Source organism: Jeotgalibacillus proteolyticus (assembly GCF_002926065.1).
Classification (GTDB): Bacteria; Bacillota; Bacilli; order Bacillales; family Jeotgalibacillaceae; genus Jeotgalibacillus; species Jeotgalibacillus proteolyticus.
In genome coordinates, this window is the sequence record NZ_PREZ01000005.1 from 113,738 (window position 1) to 137,032 (window position 23,295).

The window sequence follows — 23,295 nt, forward strand, 5'->3', positions numbered from 1 at the left end:
TTTCACCTCTCTTCCCGCTTCATATGTAGGATAATTTGCTGCCAAAAATAATCTATCATAATGACGAAATAAACCATCATTAATCCAAAGACAGTGGAAATCAAATGAATGAATTCCGGAAACTCCAGGGCGATCAAAACCGCAACTCCTGCCGAGGCCATACGCGAAAACGTCCCAAGTGAACGCACTTTCTTTCCTTCATCAATTGCCCGATCAAAGCGTTCCATTCTTGTTCTGATCAGCCAAAGATTAAAAAGGCTGAGAGAAGTTCCCAATATTAAGCCTAGAAACACTGATGGATAAGGGGTGAAACCCCAGCCGAGAACGAAGATGGACAGTAAGTAAAGGATGTACTTGGTATACCGTTGGAAATGCTGTTTTAGGTCAGGCATTGGACTACTCTCCTGAGTTGAAATGATTCACTGTGCGAAGCATGGCGTAGATTCCGGTGGTTAGACCAAGAAGCAGGCCAAGAATCAAAAACAGCGGTTCTGTGTTCCATTTCTGATCTAACCACCTTCCGGCGAAAAGACCGACCAGCATGGAACCAGCTAGTTGTGACAGAATGGCAGAGTACAATGCCATCGCTTGGTACGGACGTCTTTGATGACGCATAGGCGCATCCTCACATTCTGAGAATGGAATTGGGGTGTAGGTAAATGGTGCTGAAATCAAGAATAATTAAGCTAGTTAATAATCTATGAAAACCTTATCATTATACCCTTTAAAAGCATACAATAGGCACTATTGTATGTCAACGAGTGATGAACAAAAAGTTCACAACATCACAAATGGAAGTGAAGGAGTTCACATTTTAGACAAAACGTTTTTTATCCTGTCAATTCCGCCGGCTCTTCCACGCCCGGGAACACGCCTTTACCCTTGTCAATACTGAGTTCCCAGATTTACATATTTTCAAATCTCTCAAAAGACTTCGCCCTGTTCATCTTCCTTCTTTGAAAATAAATTGGAAAAAAGCACCTCCGGAAACGTGTTCTCCGGAGGTGCTTTTCGGTTACTTTTCGACGGTAAATGGCGCTGGGCGATCATGTACCTGATTGAAGTGAAAACGGATGGCTTCTGCGATCCGTTCAGAGGCTTTTCCATCCCCATATGGATTTGATGCTTTCGACATTTTTTCGTGTGCAGAAGGGTCTGTCACCAGCTCTTTTGCCATCGAATAAATCTGCTCTTCCTCAGTACCTGCAAGCTTCAGGGTTCCTGCCTCGATTCCTTCAGGGCGCTCTGTCGTATCGCGGAGTACAAGCACCGGTACACCAAGTGAAGGCGCTTCTTCCTGAACGCCGCCTGAATCCGTTAAAATCAGATAAGCCTTCGAAGCGAAATTATGGAAATCGATCACATCAAGCGGCTCGATTAAATGAATCCGGCTGTCTCCCCCGAGGATTTCCTGAGCAATTTCACGAACTGCAGGGTTCATATGCACAGGATAAACGACCTGAACATCGCTGTGCTCATCTACAATTCGCTTGATCGCTCTGAACATATTCTTCATCGGTTCGCCCAGATTCTCACGACGGTGAGCGGTTAAAAGGATCAGCCGGTCCATTCCAAGGTTTGTGAGAATTTCACTTGTATAATCCTCTCTTACAGTGGTAGATAGGGCATCAATCGCTGTATTACCTGTTATATATATACTTGCTTCCGGTTTATTTTCACGGATCAAATTGGCTGCTGACTGATCTGTAGGTGAAAAGTGAAGATCAGCCATAACACCAGTAAGCTGGCGATTCATCTCTTCAGGAAACGGAGAATATTTATTCCATGTGCGAAGACCTGCCTCTACGTGACCCACAGCAATTTGATTGTAAAAGGCTGCAAGACTGGCAACAAATGTCGTGGTGGTGTCGCCATGTACAAGCACGATATCCGGCTTTGTTTCCTTCATAACCCGGTCAAGACCTTCAAGACCTCTTGTTGTCACGTCGATTAATGTCTGGCGGTCCTTCATAATATTCAAATCATAATCAGGAGTAATATTAAAAATACTCATCACCTGATCAAGCATTTGACGGTGCTGGGCTGTAACTGTGACAATCGGTTCGAAAACGTCACTTTGCTTTTTTAATTCTAGAACAAGCGGAGCCATTTTGATGGCTTCGGGTCTTGTCCCAAAAATCGTCATTACCTTAATGCGCTTGGACATGGATTTTCCTCCTTCACATCTTCACAGGGCTTCTCCGTTTATTTAGTGCCAAAAAGTCTGTCGCCCGCATCACCAAGACCCGGTACGATATAGCCTTTTTCGTTCAGCTTCTCATCAAGCGCGGCAATGTAAATATCGACATCGTCATGCTCCTTTTGAATTTCTTCAACGCCCTCAGGAGCTGCTACGAGACAAAGGAATTTAATATTCTTTGCACCGCGTTTTTTAAGGGAATTAATTGCTTCCACTGCAGATCCGCCTGTTGCAAGCATTGGATCCACCAGGATGAAGTCGCGCTCCTCCACATCAGATGGAAGCTTAACGTAGTATTCAATCGGTTTTAGTGTTTCAGGATCACGGTAAAGACCTACGTGGCCTACTTTAGCAGCTGGAATCAGCTTAAGGATGCCGTCTACCATTCCGATCCCTGCACGTAAAATCGGTACAATCGCAAGCTTTTTACCAGAAAGAATCTTTCCTTTTGCTTCGCTTACTGGTGTGTTAATATCAATTTCCTCTAATGGAAGGTCGCGCGTAATTTCAAAAGCCATAAGCGTTGCCACTTCATCCACAAGCTCGCGAAAATCCTTTGTTCCTGTCTTCTCATCGCGAATATGCGTCAGCTTATGCTGAATTAATGGATGGTCAAATACATACACTTTTCCCACTTCTGCCACTCCTTTTATGTAAAGAACTTTTCTGCTTCTATTTATTATAAAACAAATCCTTACGAAAGTTACCATACTTCGGTGGAAATGACAAGCTGACTCCCGGCTTATTGATGAGGGTTTCGTCGGCTGAGGGCATAAAAAAGAAGCTGAAACTTTATATGTCTCAGCCTCTTAAGCCCGGTTCACTGCGCTTCAGGGGTACGCTTTCCGCAGGGCGGGGCTTAAGCTAACTTGCTGCGCAAGTGGATCTTAAGCTCCCGCTTCGTCCCGCTGGAGTCGCCCCCTTCCGCTCCGTTCACCTCAGTTTTATCAACTCTTCGTTATGTTCCAGGCTCTTTTGTTCCGTTTCGCTGCTCATTTAAAGTAAGTTACACCACGGGATTATGGAAACAGTAGCCGTTATCCCTGTGCCTGTTCCATCGACCGCTTGTTTCCTTTATAAATAAAGTAAAGAGCACTAGCCATAAAAACCAGTGCAGCTGCACGTTTTGCATCAATAGGGATAACCAGGCTATTAAACCAGCCAAAATGGTCGATGACAATGCCGAGAACAAGCTGGCCGATGATGATCGTTATATTCGTTGCAATTACGCCAATTCTCGGTACGGCCATAACAATAAAAAGTAAAAACAGTACACCTAAGAAAACAGCACTTAACTGCCATCTTGGCACTTCTAAAATTGCAAGAACATTTCCCTTCCCAAAGAACAGGATAACAATTGACAGGAAGAGCGTACCTGTTAAAAACGTTAAAAGCGTGGTTTCAATCGTCCCTGCTTTTCTACTGAAGGTACCGTTGATCGCTGATTGTGCACTTAAAGTGAGTCCGCCGATTAAGGTGGAAAGAATCATTAGAAATCCCATTTTAAAAGCCTCCTAGTAAACTAAAACAAGTGCTATAATCATCGAAATAACAGCTAGTATTTTTTCTTTATTTATTTTTGCTACCTGACTCCCGAGCCAGCCATAATGTTCAATGATGATACTCATGGCTAACTGACCGATGATCACAGCGACCATTGTGATCCCTACTCCAACAAATGGAACACTTATTACAATTGTGGTAAGATAAACAACCCCAAGGACTCCTCCAAGAAGCTTCCATTTTGGTGCTTCTAGTGTGTAGGACAGCCTGCCCTTTCCAAAAAAGAGCCATAGTACTGCGAGAATAATCGAACCCACAAAAAAGTTATAAAAGCTCGTTTCAAGCTTTCCTATCGTTTTTCCAAGCTCCCCATAAATAGCCCCTTCAAGACTAAGTGCAGCTCCTCCAAGTAAAGCAGCCAGGTAAGCAATATAACGCATAGAATAAACCTCCCTAAATCTACATATTAGTATATCTAGAATAATCGATATAAATAAAAAAGAAAAAACAGAAATCCTACAAGTTAGATTTCTGTTTTGAAATAACTTGCTAACTTAGAAATAACCTCTTCATTTCGTCTGTAATACGTCCACTGGCCATAACGCACCGATTCCAGCAATCCGGCTTTTTGCATCGTATTCAAGTACTGGGAGACCGTAGATTGAGAAACGTTGGCTTTTTCCTGGATATCCCCTACACATACTCCCCCTTTTACACTTACCTCCTTGGGCAGGTGAGCGCCTTGCTTAGGGAAATGTTTCTCCGGCTCCTTTAACCACTGCAAAATGCTGAGTCGCGTTTCGTTAGATAATGCTTTAAAGATATCGATTGGTTCCATGCCTCTCATTATATCTAGATTTTCCGATATGTCAATTTAGAAAGGGTCGCTTCTATTTCAATAAAAAACGGCTGAGACAAATGTGTGTCTCAGCCATTTTTATTCAGTTCACTGCGCTTCAGGTGGACGCTTTCTGCGGGGCTTGAGCTAACTTGCTTTCAGCAAGTGGATCTCAAGCTCCCGCTTCATCCCGTTGGAGTGGCACCTTCCACTACGTTCACCTCTCGTTTTTTAAACTTATAGTAATGAGATGTAAAACTTTTCAGTCACCGATGCCCTAATCTCTTTATCTATCGTATTTACTTATTCATAAAGAGCAAAGCGGCTGGTGATTCCTTCAACGCGCTGAGCTGATTCCTGCAATTTCGCTTCGTCTTCATGGTTTTTCAATGCAAACGCGATAATGGATGCGATTTCTTCCATTTCGGCTTCCTTAAATCCGCGAGACGTTACAGCAGGTGTTCCGATACGGATACCGCTAGTAACAAATGGGCTTTCAGGGTCAAATGGAATTGTATTTTTATTTACTGTAATGCCAATATCATCAAGCACTTTTTCTGCTACCTTGCCTGTAAGATTAAGTGAGCGAAGATTTACCAGCACAAGATGGTTGTCTGTTCCATCTGAAACAATATCGATTCCTTCTTTTTTGAATGCTTCTGCCATAGCCTTAGCATTTTTAATGATTTGTTCAGCGTAGTCATTGAAGGAAGGCTGAAGTACTTCACCAAATGCCACTGCTTTTGCTGCAATTACATGCATTAAAGGACCGCCCTGGATGCCAGGGAAAATCGACTTGTCAATTTTCTTCGCAAATTCCTCTTTACATAAAATCATTCCTCCGCGAGGTCCGCGAAGTGTTTTATGCGTAGTTGTCGTAACAAAATGAGCATGAGGCACCGGGCTTGGGTGAAGACCTGCAGCTACAAGTCCTGCAATATGGGCCATATCAACCATTAAGTAGGCCCCTACTTCATCTGCAATTTCACGGAACTTCGCGAAATCAAGTGTCCGGGAATAAGCGCTCGCTCCTGCTACGATCAGCTTCGGCTTGCTTTCAAGTGCTTTTTGGCGAACATCTTCGTAATCAACTCGCTCATCATTTTCAGATACACCGTAATCTACGAAGTTATAAAGCTGTCCACTAAAGTTTACTGGACTTCCGTGCGTTAAATGACCACCGTGGGATAGGTTCATGCCTAATACCGTATCTCCCGGCTCAAGGATGGTGAAATAAACAGCCATATTGGCCTGTGCGCCTGAGTGCGGCTGTACGTTCGCATGCTCCGCGCCGAAAATTTCTTTCGCACGGTCTCTTGCCAGATCCTCTGCCACATCTACGTGTTCACAGCCTCCGTAATAGCGGCGGCCAGGATATCCCTCTGCATACTTGTTGGTTAAAACCGATCCTTGCGCTTCCATGACTGCTTCACTTACAAAATTTTCAGAAGCGATCAACTCGATTTTCGTGCGCTGACGCTTCAATTCATTTTGCATCGCTTCGAACAATGCCTGATCCTGCTGTTGAATCTTACTCATTGTGCTCCCCCTCATGTCTTCGGGACGGTTCCCGTCATTGGTCAAAAAATCATATTCATCTTATCATGTTTTCCATGAGCGTGGAACCTGACTTTCAAGAAACCTCTATTGTAAGGGTTTTCTTTTTTGACAGCCTGCTTATAAATTAATGGAACAGGATAAGGCGAAGAATTCTGGTTTAAATCTATTTACATAAAAAAGCACATGAGCTCAACAATGCTCATGCGCTTTTGGTTATTCGTAAACTGCCCGAGAACCGCCTACTAATTTTGGTCTGGTGCGCGCAAGTGTGATATGCGCTTCACCGAGTGATCTGACGGATACACGAACCGGGACTGCCACCTGCTTTAAATGCATGCCAATAAAGGTATCCCCAATATCGATGCCCCCATGTGCCCGAACCTGTTCGACCATAAAAGGATCGTTCATTGAACGGTAGGCAAAAGAGGCCATTGCACCGCCTGCTTTTCTAACAGGAACTACCGCTACTTCATCATAGCCAAGAGCTTCAGCACTTTGTCGCTCCATAACGAGTGCGCGGTTTATATGCTCACAGCCCTGAAAGGCCAGTCTTAGATCGTACTCATCTGCAAACTCTTTAAAGCCTTCATATAATAAAGAGGCAACATCATCTGTTCCGGATGTGCCGATTTTCTTTCCAGCGACTTCTGAGGTTGAGCATCCAATAACAAAAAGCTGTCCAGGCTTTAAATTAGCCTGCTCCTGGTATTCGTGTAAGATCGATTTTAATTGCTGCTGCAACAAAAATCCCTCGTTTCGATTTATAGTTGTGTTTCGTAGTCTGCGATTTTTCCAATACGGTTTGCGTGTCTGCCTTCTTCAAATTCAGTCGTCAGCCAAATTTGTGCAATATCTCTTGCCAGGCCGGCTCCGATTACCCGCTCACCCATTGCCAGCATATTTGAGTTATTGTGGCCACGTGTTGCTTTTGCACTGAATGTATCATGTACAAGAGCGCATCGGATGCCTTTTACTTTGTTTGCGGCAATGCTCATGCCAATACCGGTGCCGCAGATTAAAATACCGCGGTCAAATTCACCTTCAGCAACCTTTTTAGCTACCGGCAGTGCGTAGTCCGGGTAGTCAACTGAATCTTCACAGTCACAGCCAAAATCCTGAAATTCAATGCCAAGCTCAGTTAATAAATCTGCTATTTCTTTGCGAAGGTTGATGCCCCCGTGATCTGACGCCAATGCTACTTTCATCTTCGTTACCTCCCACCGGCTAAACTAAACTAAATTAGCTTCCCTGAATTTGTTTTTCGATATTTTCAATCAGCGCATCGATGAGCTGATTAAGCTCATTATACGTGTGTTTATATACTTCAACCGAGCCGCCGAATGGATCTGATACGTCCAGGCCTCTAGCGTTCGCGAATTCTTTTACGGTGAAAATGCGGTCCATTGCAAATGGGAATTGCTCCATCAGCATTGCTTTGTGGGCGCTGGTCATGGCAAAGATATAATCTGCCCAATGTACGTCCGCCTGCGTTACACTGTGTGAGCGATGGTCGTGTTTAATGCCATTTTCGTTTAGGACTTCCTGGGTAAATTGGGATGCTTGTCCGCCTTCCATGGCAAATAATCCCGCTGAACGGACCTCGAGTGAGTCCTTCCCTTTATGTCGTAGTATCGCTTCTGCCATGGGACTTCTGCAGGTATTTCCCGTGCAAACAAATAAGATCTTCATCCTTTTTCCTCCCGGTTTGTGTTTAACAAAATGAACCAATATGGGATTAATTATAGCATATTTGTTATGGGTTTTCTTTTTTAAGACTTGGTTTGTGTTTTATTATTTTGGTCATGATTTTGGGGATTTAAAACAAAGAGGAATAGACAGTAAAAACCCTACAAAAAGGCTGATTTCCGTTCCGGGAGGAGGCTTTCCGAGGGGCGGGAGCTGAGCTAACTTGCTTCGCAAGTGGATCTCAGCTTTCCCGCTATATCCCTCCGGAGTCCCCTCCCTCCACTGCAATCAACTGAGTGGGGAATTTTTTTGGTTCTTGAAACGGGAATGTTGAAAGGCGGAACATATAAGGCAGGACAGATTACTGGACCAAGCGGATAGATTAGCGAGGATTTTGGACAGTTTCTCTGGCAAAGTCGATAGACTAAATAGATTCCGGACAGATTAGCAATTTTTATGAGAGATAAGGAAGGAAATGTCGGGTAAAATATGTAATTAGTTCAAAGGTTTGCTTTTGAAATGTTGTTTTAAGATAAAATCATATTATTAACAACTCAATCAAAATTACCAGTTTATCACTTCTAGGGGGGCGGCAGATTGCTATTTGAAGCACATACTCAAAAAGGGCTTTTATTGTTTTTACTCGTGATTAATTCAGCTTTATTATTTGTAATTGATTCAGCGGGAATGATGTATTTGCAGTTTCTCCTTATTACTTTTATTCTAATGGGTTTGTTCATTCGGTTTAAGTTAAAAATAGCGAAGGGTTTATTATCTTTTGAGATACTCATCTTCAAAATGAAAATCTTTAAAAGAGATATTTACACTAATCAAATTGCATCCCTGCATTTTAAACGGACAGGCTGGAGTACGAAATGTGTGGTTGTTCAAACGACGAAGGGATTGAATTTGCGAATTGTAAATTTTTACCCTGAAACGATTTTTGAGGATTTAATTGATTTTGCTGATGAACATAATATTGCTGTTATTAAAACAAAGGATTATTTGATTTTAGAGAAACAAGGGTAATTTTGATCTATCCCCATTAAGAGGATGTTCTACGTTGTGACGCAGAAAAACCCTCTCAATTATGAGGGTTTACCAAAGGAACAGCGAGGCGATTATGACGCCTGCTATGAGAACAAGGATGAGGATCCCTGTTCCTTTCCAGCCGAGGCTGTTGACCAAGTCGGAGAGGTTGCTTCCCTGGATGCTGCTAGAGGTATGTTTCAGTTCCTTCATTCTCATTTTTTCTCTTCTTTCTTCAGGCGTTTCTTTGTCTCCGCTCACTTTCGTCACCTCTTTATATATTTTCAAGATAAATCTTCTAAGGAGGGTTGATTTCCGCTCCAATGGAACGATTCAATCTACTGGGTGAGGAATTTCTTCGGTGCTTTAGATTTAGAAATGATTAAATCACATCAAGGAAAATATTAATATAGAAGACTTCCTTGTTCTTTTAAAAGCATATCAATAATTATATTTATATACGACTGAGACATAACTTTAATTTTAGAAACGTGAGGTGACAGGAGCGGAAGGGGGCGACTCCTGCGGGAGGAAGCGGGAGCTTGAGATCCACTTGCTGAAAGCAAGTTAGCTCAAGCCCCGCCCCGCGGAAAGCGTCCCCCTAAAGCGCAGGGAACCGGGTAAACGAGTTTAAGACACACATTTGTCTCAGTCTCTTTTTATTCTTCTAGGGCTTTGCTACCTTACTTTAACTTATTTGCTCAAGCGCTATTAATTTTTCTTTTCTCCATTTCCCCCATGCATAACCACGTAAATCCTTATTTTTCCCTATCACTCTATGACAGGGAATAATGATCGCTATTGGGTTTTTACCGATTGCATTTGCCACTGCTCGTGTTGAGGCAGGCTGTCCAATGGAGGCTGCAAGTTGAGAATAGCTTTGTGTTTTTCCATAGGAAATAACCGATAATTGATGTAGAACGTTTTGTTGAAAAGCTGTCAGACTGGGACATAAATTTAAAGAAAAGCTTGTTCTCTTCCTGTTAAAATACTCCTCCAGCTGCTGGATACATTCTTCTATATGTGTATTTATAAAGTTTTCAGATACATCCTCCACAAATTGAACGCTCGTTACCCCCTCATTGGTGCTTTTAATTTCTATCATTCCTAAAGGTGATGAATAGTATCCCTGATAGACGCCCATCGTCATGCCTCCTAACCGTTTTTATTTAGTATAAAGATCATTTTTCGGATTAACTGTTCGATAATTGCTCTCTAATTTTTACTGGAGAGACCGGCTGCAGCAATATGCTAAACTAGTGGTAGAGGTGATTTTATTGAACAGTGAATATTGGAAGGCGATTAAACATTGTGATTCAGCGTATGATGGTCTATTTTATTATGCCGTTAAAACGACAGGGATTTTCTGTCGCCCTTCTTGCAAATCGAAATTACCCAATCAGCAAAATATCGATATTTTCTTAAATAAAATTGAACCGATCGAGTGCGGCTACCGGCCGTGTAAACGCTGCAGACCTGATGAAACAGAGTATTTATCCTCCAAGGAGGAGCTATTTATTCAGGCTTGCCGCTATATTGAGGATCATTATAAAGAGGATGTAACGTTAGAAAAAATAAGCAACGAATTATTTGTTAATAAATTTTATTTGCTCAAGGTATTCTCAAAACAAGCAAAAATGTCCCCTTCTCATTATTTGCGCTGCAAAAGAATCCAGGAAGCTAAACGACTTATAACATCCACTGATCATTCTTTTACTGCGATTGCTTTTGAAGTTGGTTTTAAAAACCCTTCTCATTTTTCAACTGTCTTTAGTAAGCTCATGGGAATAACACCTAAGCGGTATAGAGAGGCCTCACCGGATTTCACAACTGAAATCACCTCTTAATTTTACAATGCAGCGTTGAAAGCAGGTCAACTCCGCCTGCTTTTTTTGCTATTCAGTCTCCTACCCTTATTATTGAAATAAAAAAGAGATACCGGTTAGCCCGGTACCCCTGTGGTTTGTTTTGCAATTTTTCCGACCGCTCCGCTGCTTTCTCTGATGAGGAGCTTGGTTGGGATGACGACTTTTTTGGCAATGGTGCGCTGCGTTCTGATTTGATCAAACAGCAGGTCGAGCGCTGCTTCACCCATGAATTCGGTGTGGACCTGGACGGTGGTAAGAGATGGCTGCAGGTATTTGGACATTTCGATATCATTGAAGCCGACGATTGAGACCTGTCTCGGGACGAGGACGCCTTCTTCGTGGAGTGCTCTCATTGCTCCGATGGCCATGGAGTCACTTCCAAGGATATAAGCAGTAGGTCCGTTCTTTAGCTTTAAGGCTTCCTTCATCAGGATGTAGCCATCTTCTGCAGTAAATTTCCCTGTCCAGATATAGTTTTTGTTGAATTTATTAAGTAAAGTCAGGTATTCATGGAAGGTGGCTTCCCGCTCATCCTTGATCGGCTGATTGGCCTGGATGTATTCGTGTCCGCCGATGTAGCCGATTTTTTCATGGCCGAGCCCGATTAAATGTTCAAGCACTTCAATCATCGCTTTTCTAAAATCAACAACAATGGCATCGATTTCTTCTAGAGGCGAAAAGTCGACAAGGACAATTTTTTCCGCCCAGGTTTTAAAGTTAATAATGTCCTGCGCGCTGAATTTCCCTACAGCGATTAAGCCTTCAAGCTCATCCTGTTTGGTCAGATGAAAGGTCTGTGCATTTTTATAAAATTTAACAAGCTCAATGCCGCGCTCCAGGCATGCTTTTTCGATCCCCAGTCGGATGGAAAGATAGTATGGGTCAGCGAGCTCCTGCTCTTCTGAATACCAGTACACCAAGCCGATTTTCGCAGTTTTCTTTTTCGACTGCTGTGATTTCCGTTTAATTGTACGGTAATTCAGCTCCTGGGCGATCAGCTGGATCTTTTCCCTCGTTTCATTTGTCACAGAAAGACTCGCATCTTCATTTAAAACGCGTGAAACGGTCGCAAGAGAGACACCTGCTTTTGCTGCTATATCTTTTAATGTTGCCATTTTCCTAACCACCTGACTGTTTATTATCCTTGGACAAATTGAAGAAGGGCCGTGTGAGTCGGTTTTAGTTACTTCCACTTTACCATGTTAGCTTTATAGGATACTACCCTTTCAACACCTTGTTTATCTGGGTCATATAAAGCTAAATCCCTTTGTTTGTTTAGCGTTTTTTACACTTCCGCTAAACAGAAATCGCTTACATTCTATTAATTTGACTTTAGTTAATAAATTCCAAAAAGTCAATATATTTTTAGTAAAAAATTAAGTAAAAGGGAGCCAATGACTCCCTCATAATAGTGTTATTCGTTCAATTGCTTCATAAAGCGCACGAATGCTTCCTGTCCCTCTGTATCCCGTTTAAAGACACCTGCATCCTCAAGGACTCTGGAGAAAACGAAGCCTACATGCTTTCTCAGCACCTCTTGAATCGTATCTTTCGTTAGAACCGGTTCAGATGCAACGATTTTTTCAGCCCAGTCTGCGTGCTTTGCGGTTCTCTCATCTTCTTTTGCCAGAGCAAACTTTCCGTCAGTGATGTAGTCACCAAGGACAGCCAGCTCTTCTTTTAAGCGGCCGGGTAAAACGGCAAGCCCCATAACCTCAATCAGCCCGATGTTTTCCTTTTTAATATGATGAACATCATCATGCGGATGAAAGATGCCAAATGGATGCTCCTCACTTGTCCGGTTGTTTCTGAGAACCAGATCAAGCTCGAATTTACCGTCTCTTTTTCGGGCGATTGGCGTAATCGTGTTGTGCGGTGTATCATCGCCTGTAAAAGCATGAACGCCGACTGACTCGTCACTGTAGGCCTTCCATGAGGATAGGATCTCGTCTCCAAGCTCAACGAGACGCTCTTTGTTTTCCCCTCTCAACCGTATGACTGACATGGCCCATTTCACAATACCTGCTTCAATATCCTCATAGCCCTTTATCGTAAAGGTCTCCTCAGTAGGCGCTATGGCCATTGGAAAGTCATGACGTCCTCCCTGGAAGTGATCATGACTTAAAATTGAGCCGCCTACAATCGGCAGATCCGCATTGGAGCCGACAAAGTAATGAGGGAACTGCTCAACAAACTGCAGCAGTCTGCTAAAGCCGTGCTTTGAAATTTTCATTGGGCGGTGCTCAGCTGAAAAGACGATTGCATGCTCGTTGTAATACACATAAGGCGAGTACTGAAGGAACCAGCTTTCACCCGTGAACGCTACCGGGATAATCCGGTGGTTATGACGGGCCGGGTGGTTAATTCGCCCGGCATACCCTACATTTTCCTTGCACAGCAGACAGAGCGGGTAGCTGACAGATTTCGCTTTTTTCTCTGCTGCAATTGTGGCAGGATCTTTTTCAGGCTTGGATAAATTTATCGTAATTTCAAGATTCCCATATTCCGTCTCGCTGTACCAGTGCTCATTTTTCGCAATACGGTCCGTACGGATATAGTTCACGTACTGGGAAAGCTTATAAAAATAATCTGTTGCCGCGTCAGGTGATGTCAGATAAAGATTTTGGAATGCTTTGTTTACCTCAGAAGGTCTCGGCAAAAAGCAGTCCATTAATGCTGCGTCAAGCTGATCACGGTCAGTTATCGTAGAAATACCAAGCTCCTCTTTTTGAGAAGCCCAGTCAACGATCTTATTTAAAATTTCGACAGGGTAGTCCAATTCTTCAAGTGGAGCTTCTGTTTCTTCAATGGCGTCAAGCTTCAGCAGATTCATCAGGCGGTTACGTACATAGTCTGTATCCACCTTGTCAATCAGCTTTTTTTGAAGGCCGAATTGAATTAATCGCTCTAGTTGAGTGGAAATAAACATAGGAACCCTCCTTTCGCTCTCTTACTTGGTTGAGGCGTAGCCCTCCGGATGAGCGCGATGCCAATCCCAGGCAGTTTGAATGATTCTTTCAAGCTCCGGATAATTTGGCTTCCAGCCGAGCTCTTTTGTTGCTCTTGCTGAGGATGCGACAAGCTTAGCCGGATCTCCAGCTCTTCTCTTTTCAATCGCTGCAGGGATATCGTGACCAGTTACCTTACGTGCTGCTTCAATCACTTCCATCACGCTGAAGCCCTGGCCATTCCCAAGATTATAAACAGCGGTTTGCGGATCTTTATCCAGTTTTTCAAGGGCAAGCAAATGCGCATCCACCAGATCCTGCACATGGATATAATCACGGATGCAGGTGCCGTCAGGTGTAGGGTAGTCATTGCCGAAGACGCTGATTTTCTCCCTCTGGCCAAGTGCTACCTGGAGGACAATCGGAATTAAATGCGTTTCCGGGTTGTGGTCCTCCCCTTTTTCTCCGTCGAGATCAGCTCCTGCGACATTGAAGTAACGCAGGGAGATGGAATGAAGTCCATAGGCGCCTCCAGCCCATTTGAGCATTTTTTCAATAGCGAGCTTTGTTTCACCGTACGGATTGGTTGGAATGGTTGGATCATTTTCATCAATTAAATCCGTCTCAGGCTCGCCGTAGGTTGCAGCGGTTGAACTGAAGACGATTTTTTTTACGTCATGACGGTTCATTGCCTGAAGAAGTGAGGTCGCGCCGCCGACATTATTGTCATAGTACTTCAGCGGATCGGTTACACTTTCCCCTACAAGTGAATTGGCAGCAAAATGAATGACTGCATCAATTTTATGAGCGGAAAACACATGATCTAAAAATTCACTGTCGCGAAGATCCCCTTCATAATAAGGAATATCTTGATCAAGGGCTCCTCTATGGCCTGTTTGCAGACTGTCGATAATGACAACGTCCTTCTTTTGACGCTTTAGCGTAAGAACAGCATGGCTCCCAATATAGCCTGCTCCTCCTGTGACAAGTATCGTCATCTCTGGACCCTCCCTTTTTCAGCTTTTATTTAATTTCGTTATGCCACTGGTCGTTAATTTTTTTGATCAGCTTAAGATCACATTTCGGCTCACGGTCATATGTCAGAATTCCGTTAATCTCCTGCTCCACATCTGTAAGCTGCGTATAGCAATAGCCGTGCAGCGCTTTTGAGTGGTAGACAGCGTCCATGATTCTGCTGTAATCTTCCACAAACTCTTCCTCGTTTTTAACAGAAGTATAGCCCCAGCCATTGTCTTCGCCGACTGCAAAGCCGATTCCGCCAAACTCTGTAAGGATGATCGGCTCGCCCTGATGCTCAAAGCCGTTGGCGTAGACCTTTCGTTTTGCAGGCTGAGCTGAAAGCAATGCTTCTTTTGTTTCGAGTGTTTCTTTAAATACGGCACTTTTGTTCTTTTCTTCATCTGTGCCATGGTTGTAGTTATGAATTGCACAAATATCTGTTACGGTCTGCTCCCAGCCATCATTTGAAATGACAGGACGTGTGCCGTCGATTGAATGAATATGGTGGTACATGGCCTGGGAATGATGCTGCTGCTTGCGGTTGGAGCGAATCTTTTCAACGCCCCAGCTCTCATTTAACGGCACCCATGCCACTATGGAAGGGTGATTGTAATCACGGTCAATAATTCTTGTCCACTCTTCTGTCAGACGGCTTGCTGCGCGCTCTGAATAAAAAGCAGATGCTGCACATTCGCCCCAGACAAGATAGCCAAGCTGATCAGCCCAGTAAAGGAAACGTGGATCCTCTACCTTTTGGTGCTTTCTGCAGCCGTTAAAGCCCATTTCCTTAGACAGCTCAATATCCTTTTTAAAGTCCTCATCATTTGATGCTGTCAGAAGCCCCTCTCTCCAGTAGCCCTGATCGAGTACAAGCTTCTGGTAATAAGGCTTGTTGTTGAGGTACACCATGCCGTCCTCTGTATGAACCTTTCTCATACCAAAGTAAGAAGCAACAGAATCAGTAATGTCTTGTCCATCTTTTATTTCAAACGTGATATCAAATAGATTCGGAGCCTCAGGTGACCATGTCATGCCTTCATGGTGAAAGCCTGTGTGGAAAATGTGACGTCCAAACACATTAATTCTTCTTTTTAAATACGTTTCTACTAAAAGGAAGGAATCCTGGCTGATCAGCTCACCCTTGTACTCAATTTTAATTTGGAGCATTTTATTGACGGCTTCAGGGGAAACCTCAAGCTCAATTTCGATATCTCCCTGGTCGAGGTCAGGCGTCATTCTGAGCTTTTCGACGGCTGTTTGCGAAACAGGCTCAAGCCATACCGGCTGCCAGATGCCTGTTGTGTTTGTGTACCAGATTGATTCAATTTCTTCTTTCCAGAACTGCTTGCCGCGCGGGATTGTTTCGTCACGGGACGGATCCTCCGCTCTTACAGTGACAGAAGCCTTGCCAAACTTTAAAGCATGGGTGATATCAAAGGAAAAAGGTGTGTGGCCTCCTTCGTTTTCACCAACAAGCTGGCCGTTGACAAAAACCTTTGCATAATAGTCCACTGCTCCGAAATGAAGCATGATTCGTTTTCCTGTCCACTCTTGAGGCACCTCAAAATCGCGCTGGTACCAAACAACATCATGGAAGGAAGAATCATGAATACCGCTCAGCTCTGTCTGATAGGCAAACGGAACATTGATTTTATCAGTGAGTGCAGCAGGGTTTTGATACCACTGCTCCTTCATTCCGATATTGCTGTCATCAAATGTAAAATTCCATTCACCATTTAAGCTTTTCCACTCTTTTCGCTGTAATTGCGGGCGGGGATATTCCGTTCGTAACATCTAAAACACTCCTCTTTTATATACTTTAGCAGCTCATCATAGTAGTACGGACTAGCAAACCGTCCATATGTACCTCGTCTTCGCCTTATAGGTTTCAGCAGGCTTCAGCACGATGGATGGGAATAGCGGTTCGTTTATTGCGTTTGGCAGATTTTGCGTTTCGAGGCATAGCGCCATATGCTTTTGCGTGTTATAGCCTCTGATGGTCATATTTGAATCCATCTGGTTTCCTGTATAAAGCACAAGACCTTTTTGGTCAGTTTCTATTGTCAGCCTTCGTCCTGAATCACACTCTGATAAGACGATTTCCTGATCAAAATTGGTATCAAGCATAAGGGGATGGTCAAATCCGCCTCCGCCGATCTCAAGCTGTCTTTCGTTCGTATCAAAGCCTTCTTTTAATGTTTTCGGCTCACGGAAATCAAATGCGGTCCCGTCAACAGGAGCTAGCTCGCCGGTTGGAATTAAATCTTCTTTTAACGGAAGGTATCGTCCCGCTTTAAGCATGAGCTCATGGTTCACGACCGATTTATTGAAATCACCGTTTAAATTGAAGTAGGAATGATTGGTCATATTGATGATCGTATCCTGATCAGTTGTTCCTTCGTATTCAATTTCAACCGTATCGTCCTCAAGCAGACGATAGGTTACCGTCACATCGAGATTCCCAGGAAACCCTCCTTCCATATGAGGGCTTGTGCGGGTAAAGATCAGGTCCTGGTTCTCCGCAACGCGCCCCTCCCATACGACCTTGTCAAAACCTTTTTCTCCGCCGTGAAGGCAGCTTTTTTCCTGATTGGCTTCCAGTTGATAGGTTTCACCGTTAAGCTTAAAGGCAGCATCTGAAATCCGCCCTGCCACACGGCCGATCACAGCCCCAAAATAAGGCGACTGCGTAAGGTATTTATCAAATTCATCAAACCCGAGAACGATGTTTTGATAGTTTCCTTCCCGGTCCTTTGCTGTCCATTTTGTAATAATGCAGCCATAGTTCAGGATTGAAAGCTCCATACCGTTTTCATTTCTAAGCTTGTACTCTATTACTTTACTTCCGTTGTGCTCAGCAATTTCCTCTGTCGTAACAAATATCATCGTCATGCTCCTCTCATTATTTACGTGCCTGAACCTATTTTATCCTGTTTACACCTTTTCTTTCAAAATTTCGTGAGCGCCTTCTCCAACACTCGCGGTGTAAAACGCAGCTTCAAGTCCGCATTCCTTTGTATAATGAGCTCCAACATAGTCTATAAATGCCGGAATATGATTTGTTTTAACGATTGCGATTGCACAGCCGCCAAAGCCGGCACCAGTCATTCTTGCGCCGATTACGCCTTCCTGCTCCCAGGCAAACTCGACAATGGTATCGAGCTCTTTTCCTGTCACCTCGTAATCATTTTTCAAGGAGCGGTGGGAATCATTCATTAGCTCACCGACTGCTTTCAGGTTGCCTGCTTTTAATTGATGCAGCGCTTTTTCTGTTCGTTCATTTTCATAAATGACATGTTTTGCTCTTTTTACGAGCGTTTCAGAGGATAAATGCTGCTTAATTGATTCAAACGTCTCTGAGGAAATCTCCCCAAGCGCTTCAGCTTGAATGTAAGGCTGTAATTCCTTAAGTGCCGCTTCACATTCGCTTCTTCTTTCATTGTATTTAGAGGAAGCAAGCTCACGGCGTTTGTTTGTATTGATAATGACGATCTGCTCTTCAATTAATTCAAGTGGAGCATATTCGTAAGCTAATGTTTCACAGTCAAGCCAGATTGCCTGGCCTTCTTTCCCCATGCCGATTGCAAATTGATCCATGATCCCGCTGTTTACGCCGATAAATTCATTCTCTACCTGCTGGCAAAGCTTGATCAGTTCCACACGGTCCATGTCAATTTGAAACAGTCCCTGAAGCATCACGCCTGTGGCCATCTCAATGGAAGCAGAAGAAGAAAGCCCCGCTCCATTTGGAATATTGCCGTAAAATAAGACATCAAAGCCGTTTTCTATTTCGCTGCCTTTCTCGACCATCAGCTTCGTTACCCCGTTTGGATAATTCACCCATTCGTTTCCTGTATTGTATTCAAGAGCGTCAAGTGAAACCTCCACGACTCCCTGATCCTCGAAATTAAGAGAAACCATTCTGATTTTCCGGTCCTCCCTTTTACGAGCCAGTGCGTATGTACCGCTTGTAATCGCCAGAGGGAATACTTTTCCTCCATTATAATCTGTGTGTTCACCTATTAAATTAATTCGTCCAGGAGCAAAAAAGTATTGGTCGGGACTCGTTTGAAAGTAATTTATGAATGAATTCGTTAACGATTCGAGTTTCATCGCTCACCCTCCTTACAGCTTTTCTATCAAAATTAAATTGTAAACGGTTGCAACTCTATTTTACGTGTTGTTTTTAGTTAAAGTCAATTATAATTTTACTAAAATAAAAATATTTAATTTAGTCTTTATCTATATTATTTACTTTAATTTCAGCTTATAAGTACTTTTTTCTCCATAAAACTACACTTAACCACTTACTTTCATAGGGTGCCACAATCTTTTTTTACTCTTAATATAATGAAATAAATAACATGACTAGTATTAACAGTTAATTTTTTTAGTATTTTAAGTAAAAAAGACTTGTTTTTTTACCCAATACATTCTACAATCAAGTTGAAAGCGATTACAACTACATTATAAAAAGGGGAGCTCAAGAATGTACAAGAAGAAATGGGGACTTGTTTTAGCTACTTCTGTTCTTGCATTTAGCATGGCTGCATGCGGAGACGACGAATCAGAAGAATCAACCGGCTCAAATGGCACTACACAAATTAAGTTTATTAATGGATTTACAGGCGGCGACGGGTCATACATGACAAAGATCGTAGATGATTTCAATGAGTCCCAGGATGAATTTGAGGTTGTTCAGTCTCAGGAGCCTGACCACTATACGAAGTTTAAATCAAGCCAGTACGACCTTGTAATCATGCATGAATCAAATCTTGAAACGTATATTCAGGATCAAATGATTCAGCCGGTTTCTTCATTCCTTGAGGGTGCAGGACTTTCTGAAGATGAATTCCACCCTGCAGGACTTGCGGCTTCTACAGTAAATGATGAATTGTACGGTTTCCCATTGGATATTCACCCATTGACAATGTTCTTCAATGAAGAAGTTGTGTCAGAAGCACCTGCTACTTATGAAGATCTTGTAACGTTAAATAATGAGGCTCAAAGCAGTGACCCTAATCTTTATGCGTTAGGAATTCCAGGTTCAGGCCTTGTAGAATTCTACATTAATATGATTGCTGCACAAAACGATATTGATCTTGAGCAGGACGGTTACTTAAACTTCGCTCAGGAAGATTTCGCTGATGCACTTATGATTTTCCACGACATGGTGTTTGAGGACGAGATCTCTCCAGCACAATTAGGACTTGACGGAGAGTTCCAAACGTTTATGAAAAATCCTGAAGGCGGCGGCAAGCAGGCGGCAATAGCATTGACTGGTCCTTGGTACTTCCAGGCTGCTAAAGAACAATACGGAGACAATCTTGGAATTGGTTCCATTCCACAGATTGGCGATGGCACTGCAACTGCAGGTAACGCCCACATCCTTGCTGTACCTTCAAATGTTCAGGATGGAGCAGTTAAAGAAGGCGTTGAAGCATTCCTTGGCTTCCTATATGAGCCTGAAAATCTAGTAAACTGGGCAGAATCCGGCCAGACTCCAACTCACCTTGCCACACTTGACTTAGTTTCTGAAGATCCGGAAACATATGAGCTTGCTGCTCAAAACTTAGAACAGCTTGATGATTATGTATCTATGCCGCATGTATACAACTACGGCGAGCAAATGCGCTACATGAACGAAATTGTTTTCTCGAAGCTTGTAAGTGAAGCTGGTTTGACAAAAGAAGCTTTAATGACTGAGCTTGAGATGGCAACTGAAGAAGCACGACAATTTTCAGGTCAATAACAAAGAGTTATAAAGCGTAAGCAGCTCCGGCTGTTTACGCTCCTTTATTAAGGAGGGTCTAGGGATGTATCATTCAAAAAGCACAAAATACAAAGCACTGCTGTTTATCGCACCATTTCTTGCCTGTTTTCTAATCTTCTGGCTTGCTCCTGTCCTTTATGGAATATGGATAAGCTTGAATGATTATAAGCTTTCCATGGGTAACTTAGGCTTTGTCGGACTTGAAAACTATAAAACTATTTTTGACACAGGCTCTGTTTATCACACTCAGTTTATGAATGCACTAAAAAATACATTTGTTTTTATGGCTATTTCTGTGCCGCCGCTAGTGCTGATCAGCTTAGGACTTGCCTTGCTGATTGATAATCTTCCAAGTAAATTAAAGGTGTTTTTCAGAACCATTTTCTTTCTTTCATACGCCATCTCAGTAACAGCTGTATCAGCCATTTTCCTATGGCTGTTTAATGCAAACGGCGGTTTTGTGAATAACCTCCTTATGACAATGAATATTACCAACAGTCCCGTTAACTGGTTAACCGAACAGCCTTATGCATGGTTTGTTGTATTAATCTCAACCGTTTGGTGGACAATTGGTTTCAATATGCTGCTATTTGTAAATGCTTTAGACGAGGTTGACGGCGCTTTATACGAAGCGGCTGACCTTGATGGAGCAAATTCCTTTAAAAAGTTTCTCTATGTGACGCTTCCTGAAATCCGCAATGTTGCTTTTTTCGTTATTATCACAACCGTTATTGCATCCTTTAACCTGTATGGACAAACGATGCTTATTACAAATGGAGGTCCAGCACGTTCCACAACCTCCCTTATTATGAACATTAACCACACGGTCTTCAGCGGTAACCAGCTTGGGATCGGTTCTGCAATGGCGATTGTGATGGGTGTTATTATGACGGTTGTTACCGGACTTCAATACTGGGCAAACCTGAAAATCAACAGTGACGGTCCTAAAAGGAAACGAAAAGGCCGCAGTAAAAAATCAGAAGATCCGGCCCTTGTAAATGCCCCACTTCCTTATCAAGTCGATGGCAAGGAGACGATGAAAAAATGAGAGCAAAAAAAATCAAAACAATCATTTTAGTTGCAGTTGCATCAATCCTGGCTGTCATGTTTATCATGCCGCTTGTCTGGATGATTTTCACCTCCTTTAAAACACTTGGAGAATCCATGTCAAGCTCTGCCCTGCTGCCTAAAAACTGGACACTAATTAACTATATTAATATTTTCAATGGCACATCTGACGCTAAGATGATCCTCTGGTCCCTTAACACTGCACTCGTAACAGCTCTTGGTACAACGCTTGTTATTTTTGTCGATGTTCTTGCTGCCTATGCTCTTGCACGTTTAAATGTTGCCGGTAAAAAGCTCTTCCTGGGTATCGTTGTGATCGCACTTACCATCCCTGGGATTGTCACTCTTTTCCCTGCCTTTTATCTATTCCGCAATTTTGGCCTGATCGATACATACGCCCCATTAATTCTCCCTTATTCAGCAGGTACGCTGGGCGTCTTTTTGATCTACAACTTTCTCAGAAGCTTTCCTAGAGAGCTTGAGGAAGCGGCTTATATTGACGGCGCTTCACAATGGCAGGTGCTGTTTAAGGTGATCTTCCCAACCATTCGTCCGGTTGTGACTACTCTTGGCGTTATTACATTCCTGGCTATTTACAACGACTATTTATGGCCTTCCCTTGTCATCAACTCCAATGAGATGAAAACACTCACACTTGGTGTTGCGACACTGATCCAGGGATCGAACTTTGTTAACCCTGGCGCTATGATGGCTTCTACTGTCATCGCTACCGTTCCTGCGCTATTAATCTTTATTTGGGCGAATAAATACTTCGTTAAAGGCGTTACAAACTCAGGAATTAAATAAACTCAAAATGAGGTGAAACAGATGCCAAAAGAAAGTTTCAGGAAAGCAAAGAGATGGCATAGAGAAGAAATTCATATGCGCGACTCCTTTGTTTTCACTTCCCGCTCAGAGGAAACGTACTACTTATTCGGTACTACCTTCGCTGATGGACAGGGAGATATTGAGCCTCAATTTGAAGTATATATCAGCAGCGACCTTGAGGAATGGGAGGGTCCCTATTGCGCCTTTCATCCTCAAAAAGGCTTCTGGGGCGTCCGTCATTATTGGGCTCCTGAAGTTTTTGAACTAAACGGCCGCTTTTATATGTTTGCCACCTTTAAAGGAGGCATCGGTGTTCACAGAGGCACTGGAATCCTTGTAGCAGATCAGCCGGAAGGACCTTATGAGCCCTTGGTGAACGAACCTGCAACACCGCCTGAATGGGAGTGTCTCGATGGCACTTATCACAGGGATAAGGAAGGGCAGAACTGGATCGTTTTCTGTCATGAATGGACTACTGAATATGAAGGAAAGATCATGGCGCAGCGCTTAAGTGAGGATTTAACCCAGCGGATCGGGAAGCCGTTTGAAATCTTAAATGCAGCAAAAATGCCATGGATTGAAAAATTCGGGGATCCCCGCATTGAAAAAGACGGCTATCTTACAGATGCTCCATTTTTTTACACAACAAAGGATGGCGAACTACTGATGCTGTGGTCGAGTTATTCAAAGCCTGAGCTCAGACCGGATGGAAAAAGCGGCTATACTGTCGCAATTGCCCGGTCAAAAAGCGGTGACATGACCGGACCATGGACCCACGATGAGGAGCTCCTTATGAACTTCAATGCCGGACACCCAAGTCTGTTCCACGATTTTTCCGGTGCGCTCCACATCTGCACTCATTATCCTGATACTCCGCACGGCAATGAACGTCCCCTCTTTTTACCGGTTGAGGAGATCAATAATACTATTGTGATAAAAGAAAAACCGGACTACATTAACTGGAGGTAGATTTC

At 43.2% G+C, this 23,295-nt stretch carries 25 protein-coding genes; 6 read left to right on the forward strand and 19 right to left on the reverse strand.

The annotated features are described in order from the left end of the window. Positions 1–2 precede the first annotated feature (2 nt). From C4B60_RS13705 to C4B60_RS13755, 11 genes are all read right to left on the reverse strand, one after another. Entirely contained in the window at positions 3–392 is a 390-nt protein-coding gene (locus C4B60_RS13705) for an ATP synthase subunit I (protein ID WP_104058592.1), read from the reverse strand. A gap of 4 nt (positions 393–396) precedes the next feature. Next, a complete protein-coding gene (locus C4B60_RS13710) occupies positions 397–615 on the reverse strand; it encodes an AtpZ/AtpI family protein (protein ID WP_104058593.1) in 219 nt (72 codons plus the stop codon). 400 nt (positions 616–1,015) lie between these two features. After that, positions 1,016–2,167 (reverse strand): non-hydrolyzing UDP-N-acetylglucosamine 2-epimerase, encoded by a 1,152-nt coding sequence (gene wecB / locus C4B60_RS13715; RefSeq protein ID WP_104058594.1) that lies wholly within the window; start codon positions 2,165–2,167, stop codon positions 1,016–1,018. Positions 2,168–2,205: 38 nt separating this feature from the next. Then, the gene (gene upp / locus C4B60_RS13720) at positions 2,206–2,835 is read right to left on the reverse strand and encodes a uracil phosphoribosyltransferase (protein WP_104058595.1); all 630 of its coding nucleotides are present in this window, start codon (positions 2,833–2,835) and stop codon (positions 2,206–2,208) included. 402 nt (positions 2,836–3,237) lie between these two features. Beyond that, positions 3,238–3,702 carry a DMT family transporter gene (locus C4B60_RS13725; RefSeq protein ID WP_104058596.1) on the reverse strand — a complete coding sequence of 155 codons (465 nt, stop codon included), beginning with the start codon at positions 3,700–3,702 and terminating at the stop codon, positions 3,238–3,240. Positions 3,703–3,714: 12 nt separating this feature from the next. After that, complete coding sequence (locus C4B60_RS13730; protein WP_104058597.1) at positions 3,715–4,143, reverse strand: DMT family transporter; 429 nt, start codon at positions 4,141–4,143, stop codon at positions 3,715–3,717. Between the two features lie 83 nt (positions 4,144–4,226). Next, the gene (locus tag C4B60_RS13735; protein ID WP_104058598.1) at positions 4,227–4,541 is read right to left on the reverse strand and encodes an ArsR/SmtB family transcription factor; all 315 of its coding nucleotides are present in this window, start codon (positions 4,539–4,541) and stop codon (positions 4,227–4,229) included. Between the two features lie 303 nt (positions 4,542–4,844). Next, positions 4,845–6,080: a serine hydroxymethyltransferase gene (glyA, locus tag C4B60_RS13740; RefSeq protein ID WP_104058599.1), complete on the reverse strand. Its 1,236-nt coding sequence runs from the start codon at positions 6,078–6,080 to the stop codon at positions 4,845–4,847. A 234-nt stretch (positions 6,081–6,314) separates the two neighbouring features. Next, positions 6,315–6,845, reverse strand: coding sequence for a TIGR01440 family protein (locus C4B60_RS13745; RefSeq protein WP_209020092.1), 531 nt, complete (start codon positions 6,843–6,845; stop codon positions 6,315–6,317). 17 nt (positions 6,846–6,862) lie between these two features. After that, positions 6,863–7,306, reverse strand: a complete 444-nt coding sequence (gene rpiB, locus C4B60_RS13750) for a ribose 5-phosphate isomerase B (RefSeq protein ID WP_104058601.1) — start codon at positions 7,304–7,306, stop codon at positions 6,863–6,865. Between the two features lie 34 nt (positions 7,307–7,340). Continuing rightward, positions 7,341–7,790, reverse strand: a complete 450-nt coding sequence (locus C4B60_RS13755; protein ID WP_104058602.1) for a low molecular weight protein arginine phosphatase — start codon at positions 7,788–7,790, stop codon at positions 7,341–7,343. Between the two features lie 594 nt (positions 7,791–8,384). Between C4B60_RS13755 and C4B60_RS13760 the strand changes: the two genes are divergently transcribed. Further along, a complete protein-coding gene (locus C4B60_RS13760) occupies positions 8,385–8,816 on the forward strand; it encodes a hypothetical protein (protein WP_104058603.1) in 432 nt (143 codons plus the stop codon). A 69-nt stretch (positions 8,817–8,885) separates the two neighbouring features. On the opposite strand, the gene C4B60_RS13765 is transcribed toward C4B60_RS13760, so the two are convergent. Further along, positions 8,886–9,077: a DUF6366 family protein gene (locus C4B60_RS13765; RefSeq protein WP_104058604.1), complete on the reverse strand. Its 192-nt coding sequence runs from the start codon at positions 9,075–9,077 to the stop codon at positions 8,886–8,888. A 427-nt stretch (positions 9,078–9,504) separates the two neighbouring features. Continuing rightward, the gene (locus C4B60_RS13770; protein ID WP_167578670.1) at positions 9,505–9,960 is read right to left on the reverse strand and encodes a methylated-DNA--[protein]-cysteine S-methyltransferase; all 456 of its coding nucleotides are present in this window, start codon (positions 9,958–9,960) and stop codon (positions 9,505–9,507) included. A 64-nt stretch (positions 9,961–10,024) separates the two neighbouring features. On the opposite strand from C4B60_RS13770, the gene C4B60_RS13775 reads away from it, so the two are divergent. Further along, entirely contained in the window at positions 10,025–10,663 is a 639-nt protein-coding gene (locus C4B60_RS13775; protein WP_104058606.1) for a bifunctional transcriptional activator/DNA repair enzyme AdaA, read from the forward strand. Positions 10,664–10,758: 95 nt separating this feature from the next. Here C4B60_RS13775 and C4B60_RS13780 read toward each other — a convergent pair whose 3' ends face one another. The 6 genes from C4B60_RS13780 to C4B60_RS13805 all read right to left on the reverse strand — a co-directional run bounded on the left by C4B60_RS13780 (position 10,759) and on the right by C4B60_RS13805 (position 18,765). After that, entirely contained in the window at positions 10,759–11,799 is a 1,041-nt protein-coding gene (locus C4B60_RS13780; RefSeq protein ID WP_104058607.1) for a LacI family DNA-binding transcriptional regulator, read from the reverse strand. Between the two features lie 299 nt (positions 11,800–12,098). Then, positions 12,099–13,613, reverse strand: a complete 1,515-nt coding sequence (galT, locus tag C4B60_RS13785; RefSeq protein ID WP_104058608.1) for a UDP-glucose--hexose-1-phosphate uridylyltransferase — start codon at positions 13,611–13,613, stop codon at positions 12,099–12,101. Positions 13,614–13,634: 21 nt separating this feature from the next. Continuing rightward, a complete protein-coding gene (gene galE / locus C4B60_RS13790; protein WP_104058609.1) occupies positions 13,635–14,630 on the reverse strand; it encodes a UDP-glucose 4-epimerase GalE in 996 nt (331 codons plus the stop codon). Between the two features lie 25 nt (positions 14,631–14,655). Beyond that, on the reverse strand, positions 14,656–16,446 hold the full coding sequence (locus tag C4B60_RS13795) for a glycoside hydrolase family 2 protein (protein WP_104058610.1): 1,791 nt from the start codon (positions 16,444–16,446) through the stop codon (positions 14,656–14,658). Positions 16,447–16,497: 51 nt separating this feature from the next. Further along, positions 16,498–17,538 (reverse strand): aldose epimerase family protein, encoded by a 1,041-nt coding sequence (locus tag C4B60_RS13800; protein ID WP_167578671.1) that lies wholly within the window; start codon positions 17,536–17,538, stop codon positions 16,498–16,500. 48 nt (positions 17,539–17,586) lie between these two features. After that, on the reverse strand, positions 17,587–18,765 hold the full coding sequence (locus tag C4B60_RS13805; protein WP_104058612.1) for a galactokinase: 1,179 nt from the start codon (positions 18,763–18,765) through the stop codon (positions 17,587–17,589). Positions 18,766–19,141: 376 nt separating this feature from the next. On the opposite strand from C4B60_RS13805, the gene C4B60_RS13810 reads away from it, so the two are divergent. From C4B60_RS13810 to C4B60_RS13825, 4 genes are all read left to right on the forward strand, one after another. After that, the gene (locus tag C4B60_RS13810) at positions 19,142–20,404 is read left to right on the forward strand and encodes an extracellular solute-binding protein (RefSeq protein WP_104058613.1); all 1,263 of its coding nucleotides are present in this window, start codon (positions 19,142–19,144) and stop codon (positions 20,402–20,404) included. A gap of 64 nt (positions 20,405–20,468) precedes the next feature. Next, positions 20,469–21,473 (forward strand): carbohydrate ABC transporter permease, encoded by a 1,005-nt coding sequence (locus C4B60_RS13815; protein ID WP_104058614.1) that lies wholly within the window; start codon positions 20,469–20,471, stop codon positions 21,471–21,473. After that, entirely contained in the window at positions 21,470–22,300 is an 831-nt protein-coding gene (locus C4B60_RS13820) for a carbohydrate ABC transporter permease (RefSeq protein ID WP_104058615.1), read from the forward strand. The genes C4B60_RS13815 and C4B60_RS13820 overlap by 4 nt, the downstream gene beginning before the upstream one ends. A 21-nt stretch (positions 22,301–22,321) precedes the next feature. Continuing rightward, the gene (locus C4B60_RS13825) at positions 22,322–23,290 is read left to right on the forward strand and encodes a glycoside hydrolase family 43 protein (RefSeq protein ID WP_104058616.1); all 969 of its coding nucleotides are present in this window, start codon (positions 22,322–22,324) and stop codon (positions 23,288–23,290) included. Positions 23,291–23,295: the final 5 nt, after the last annotated feature.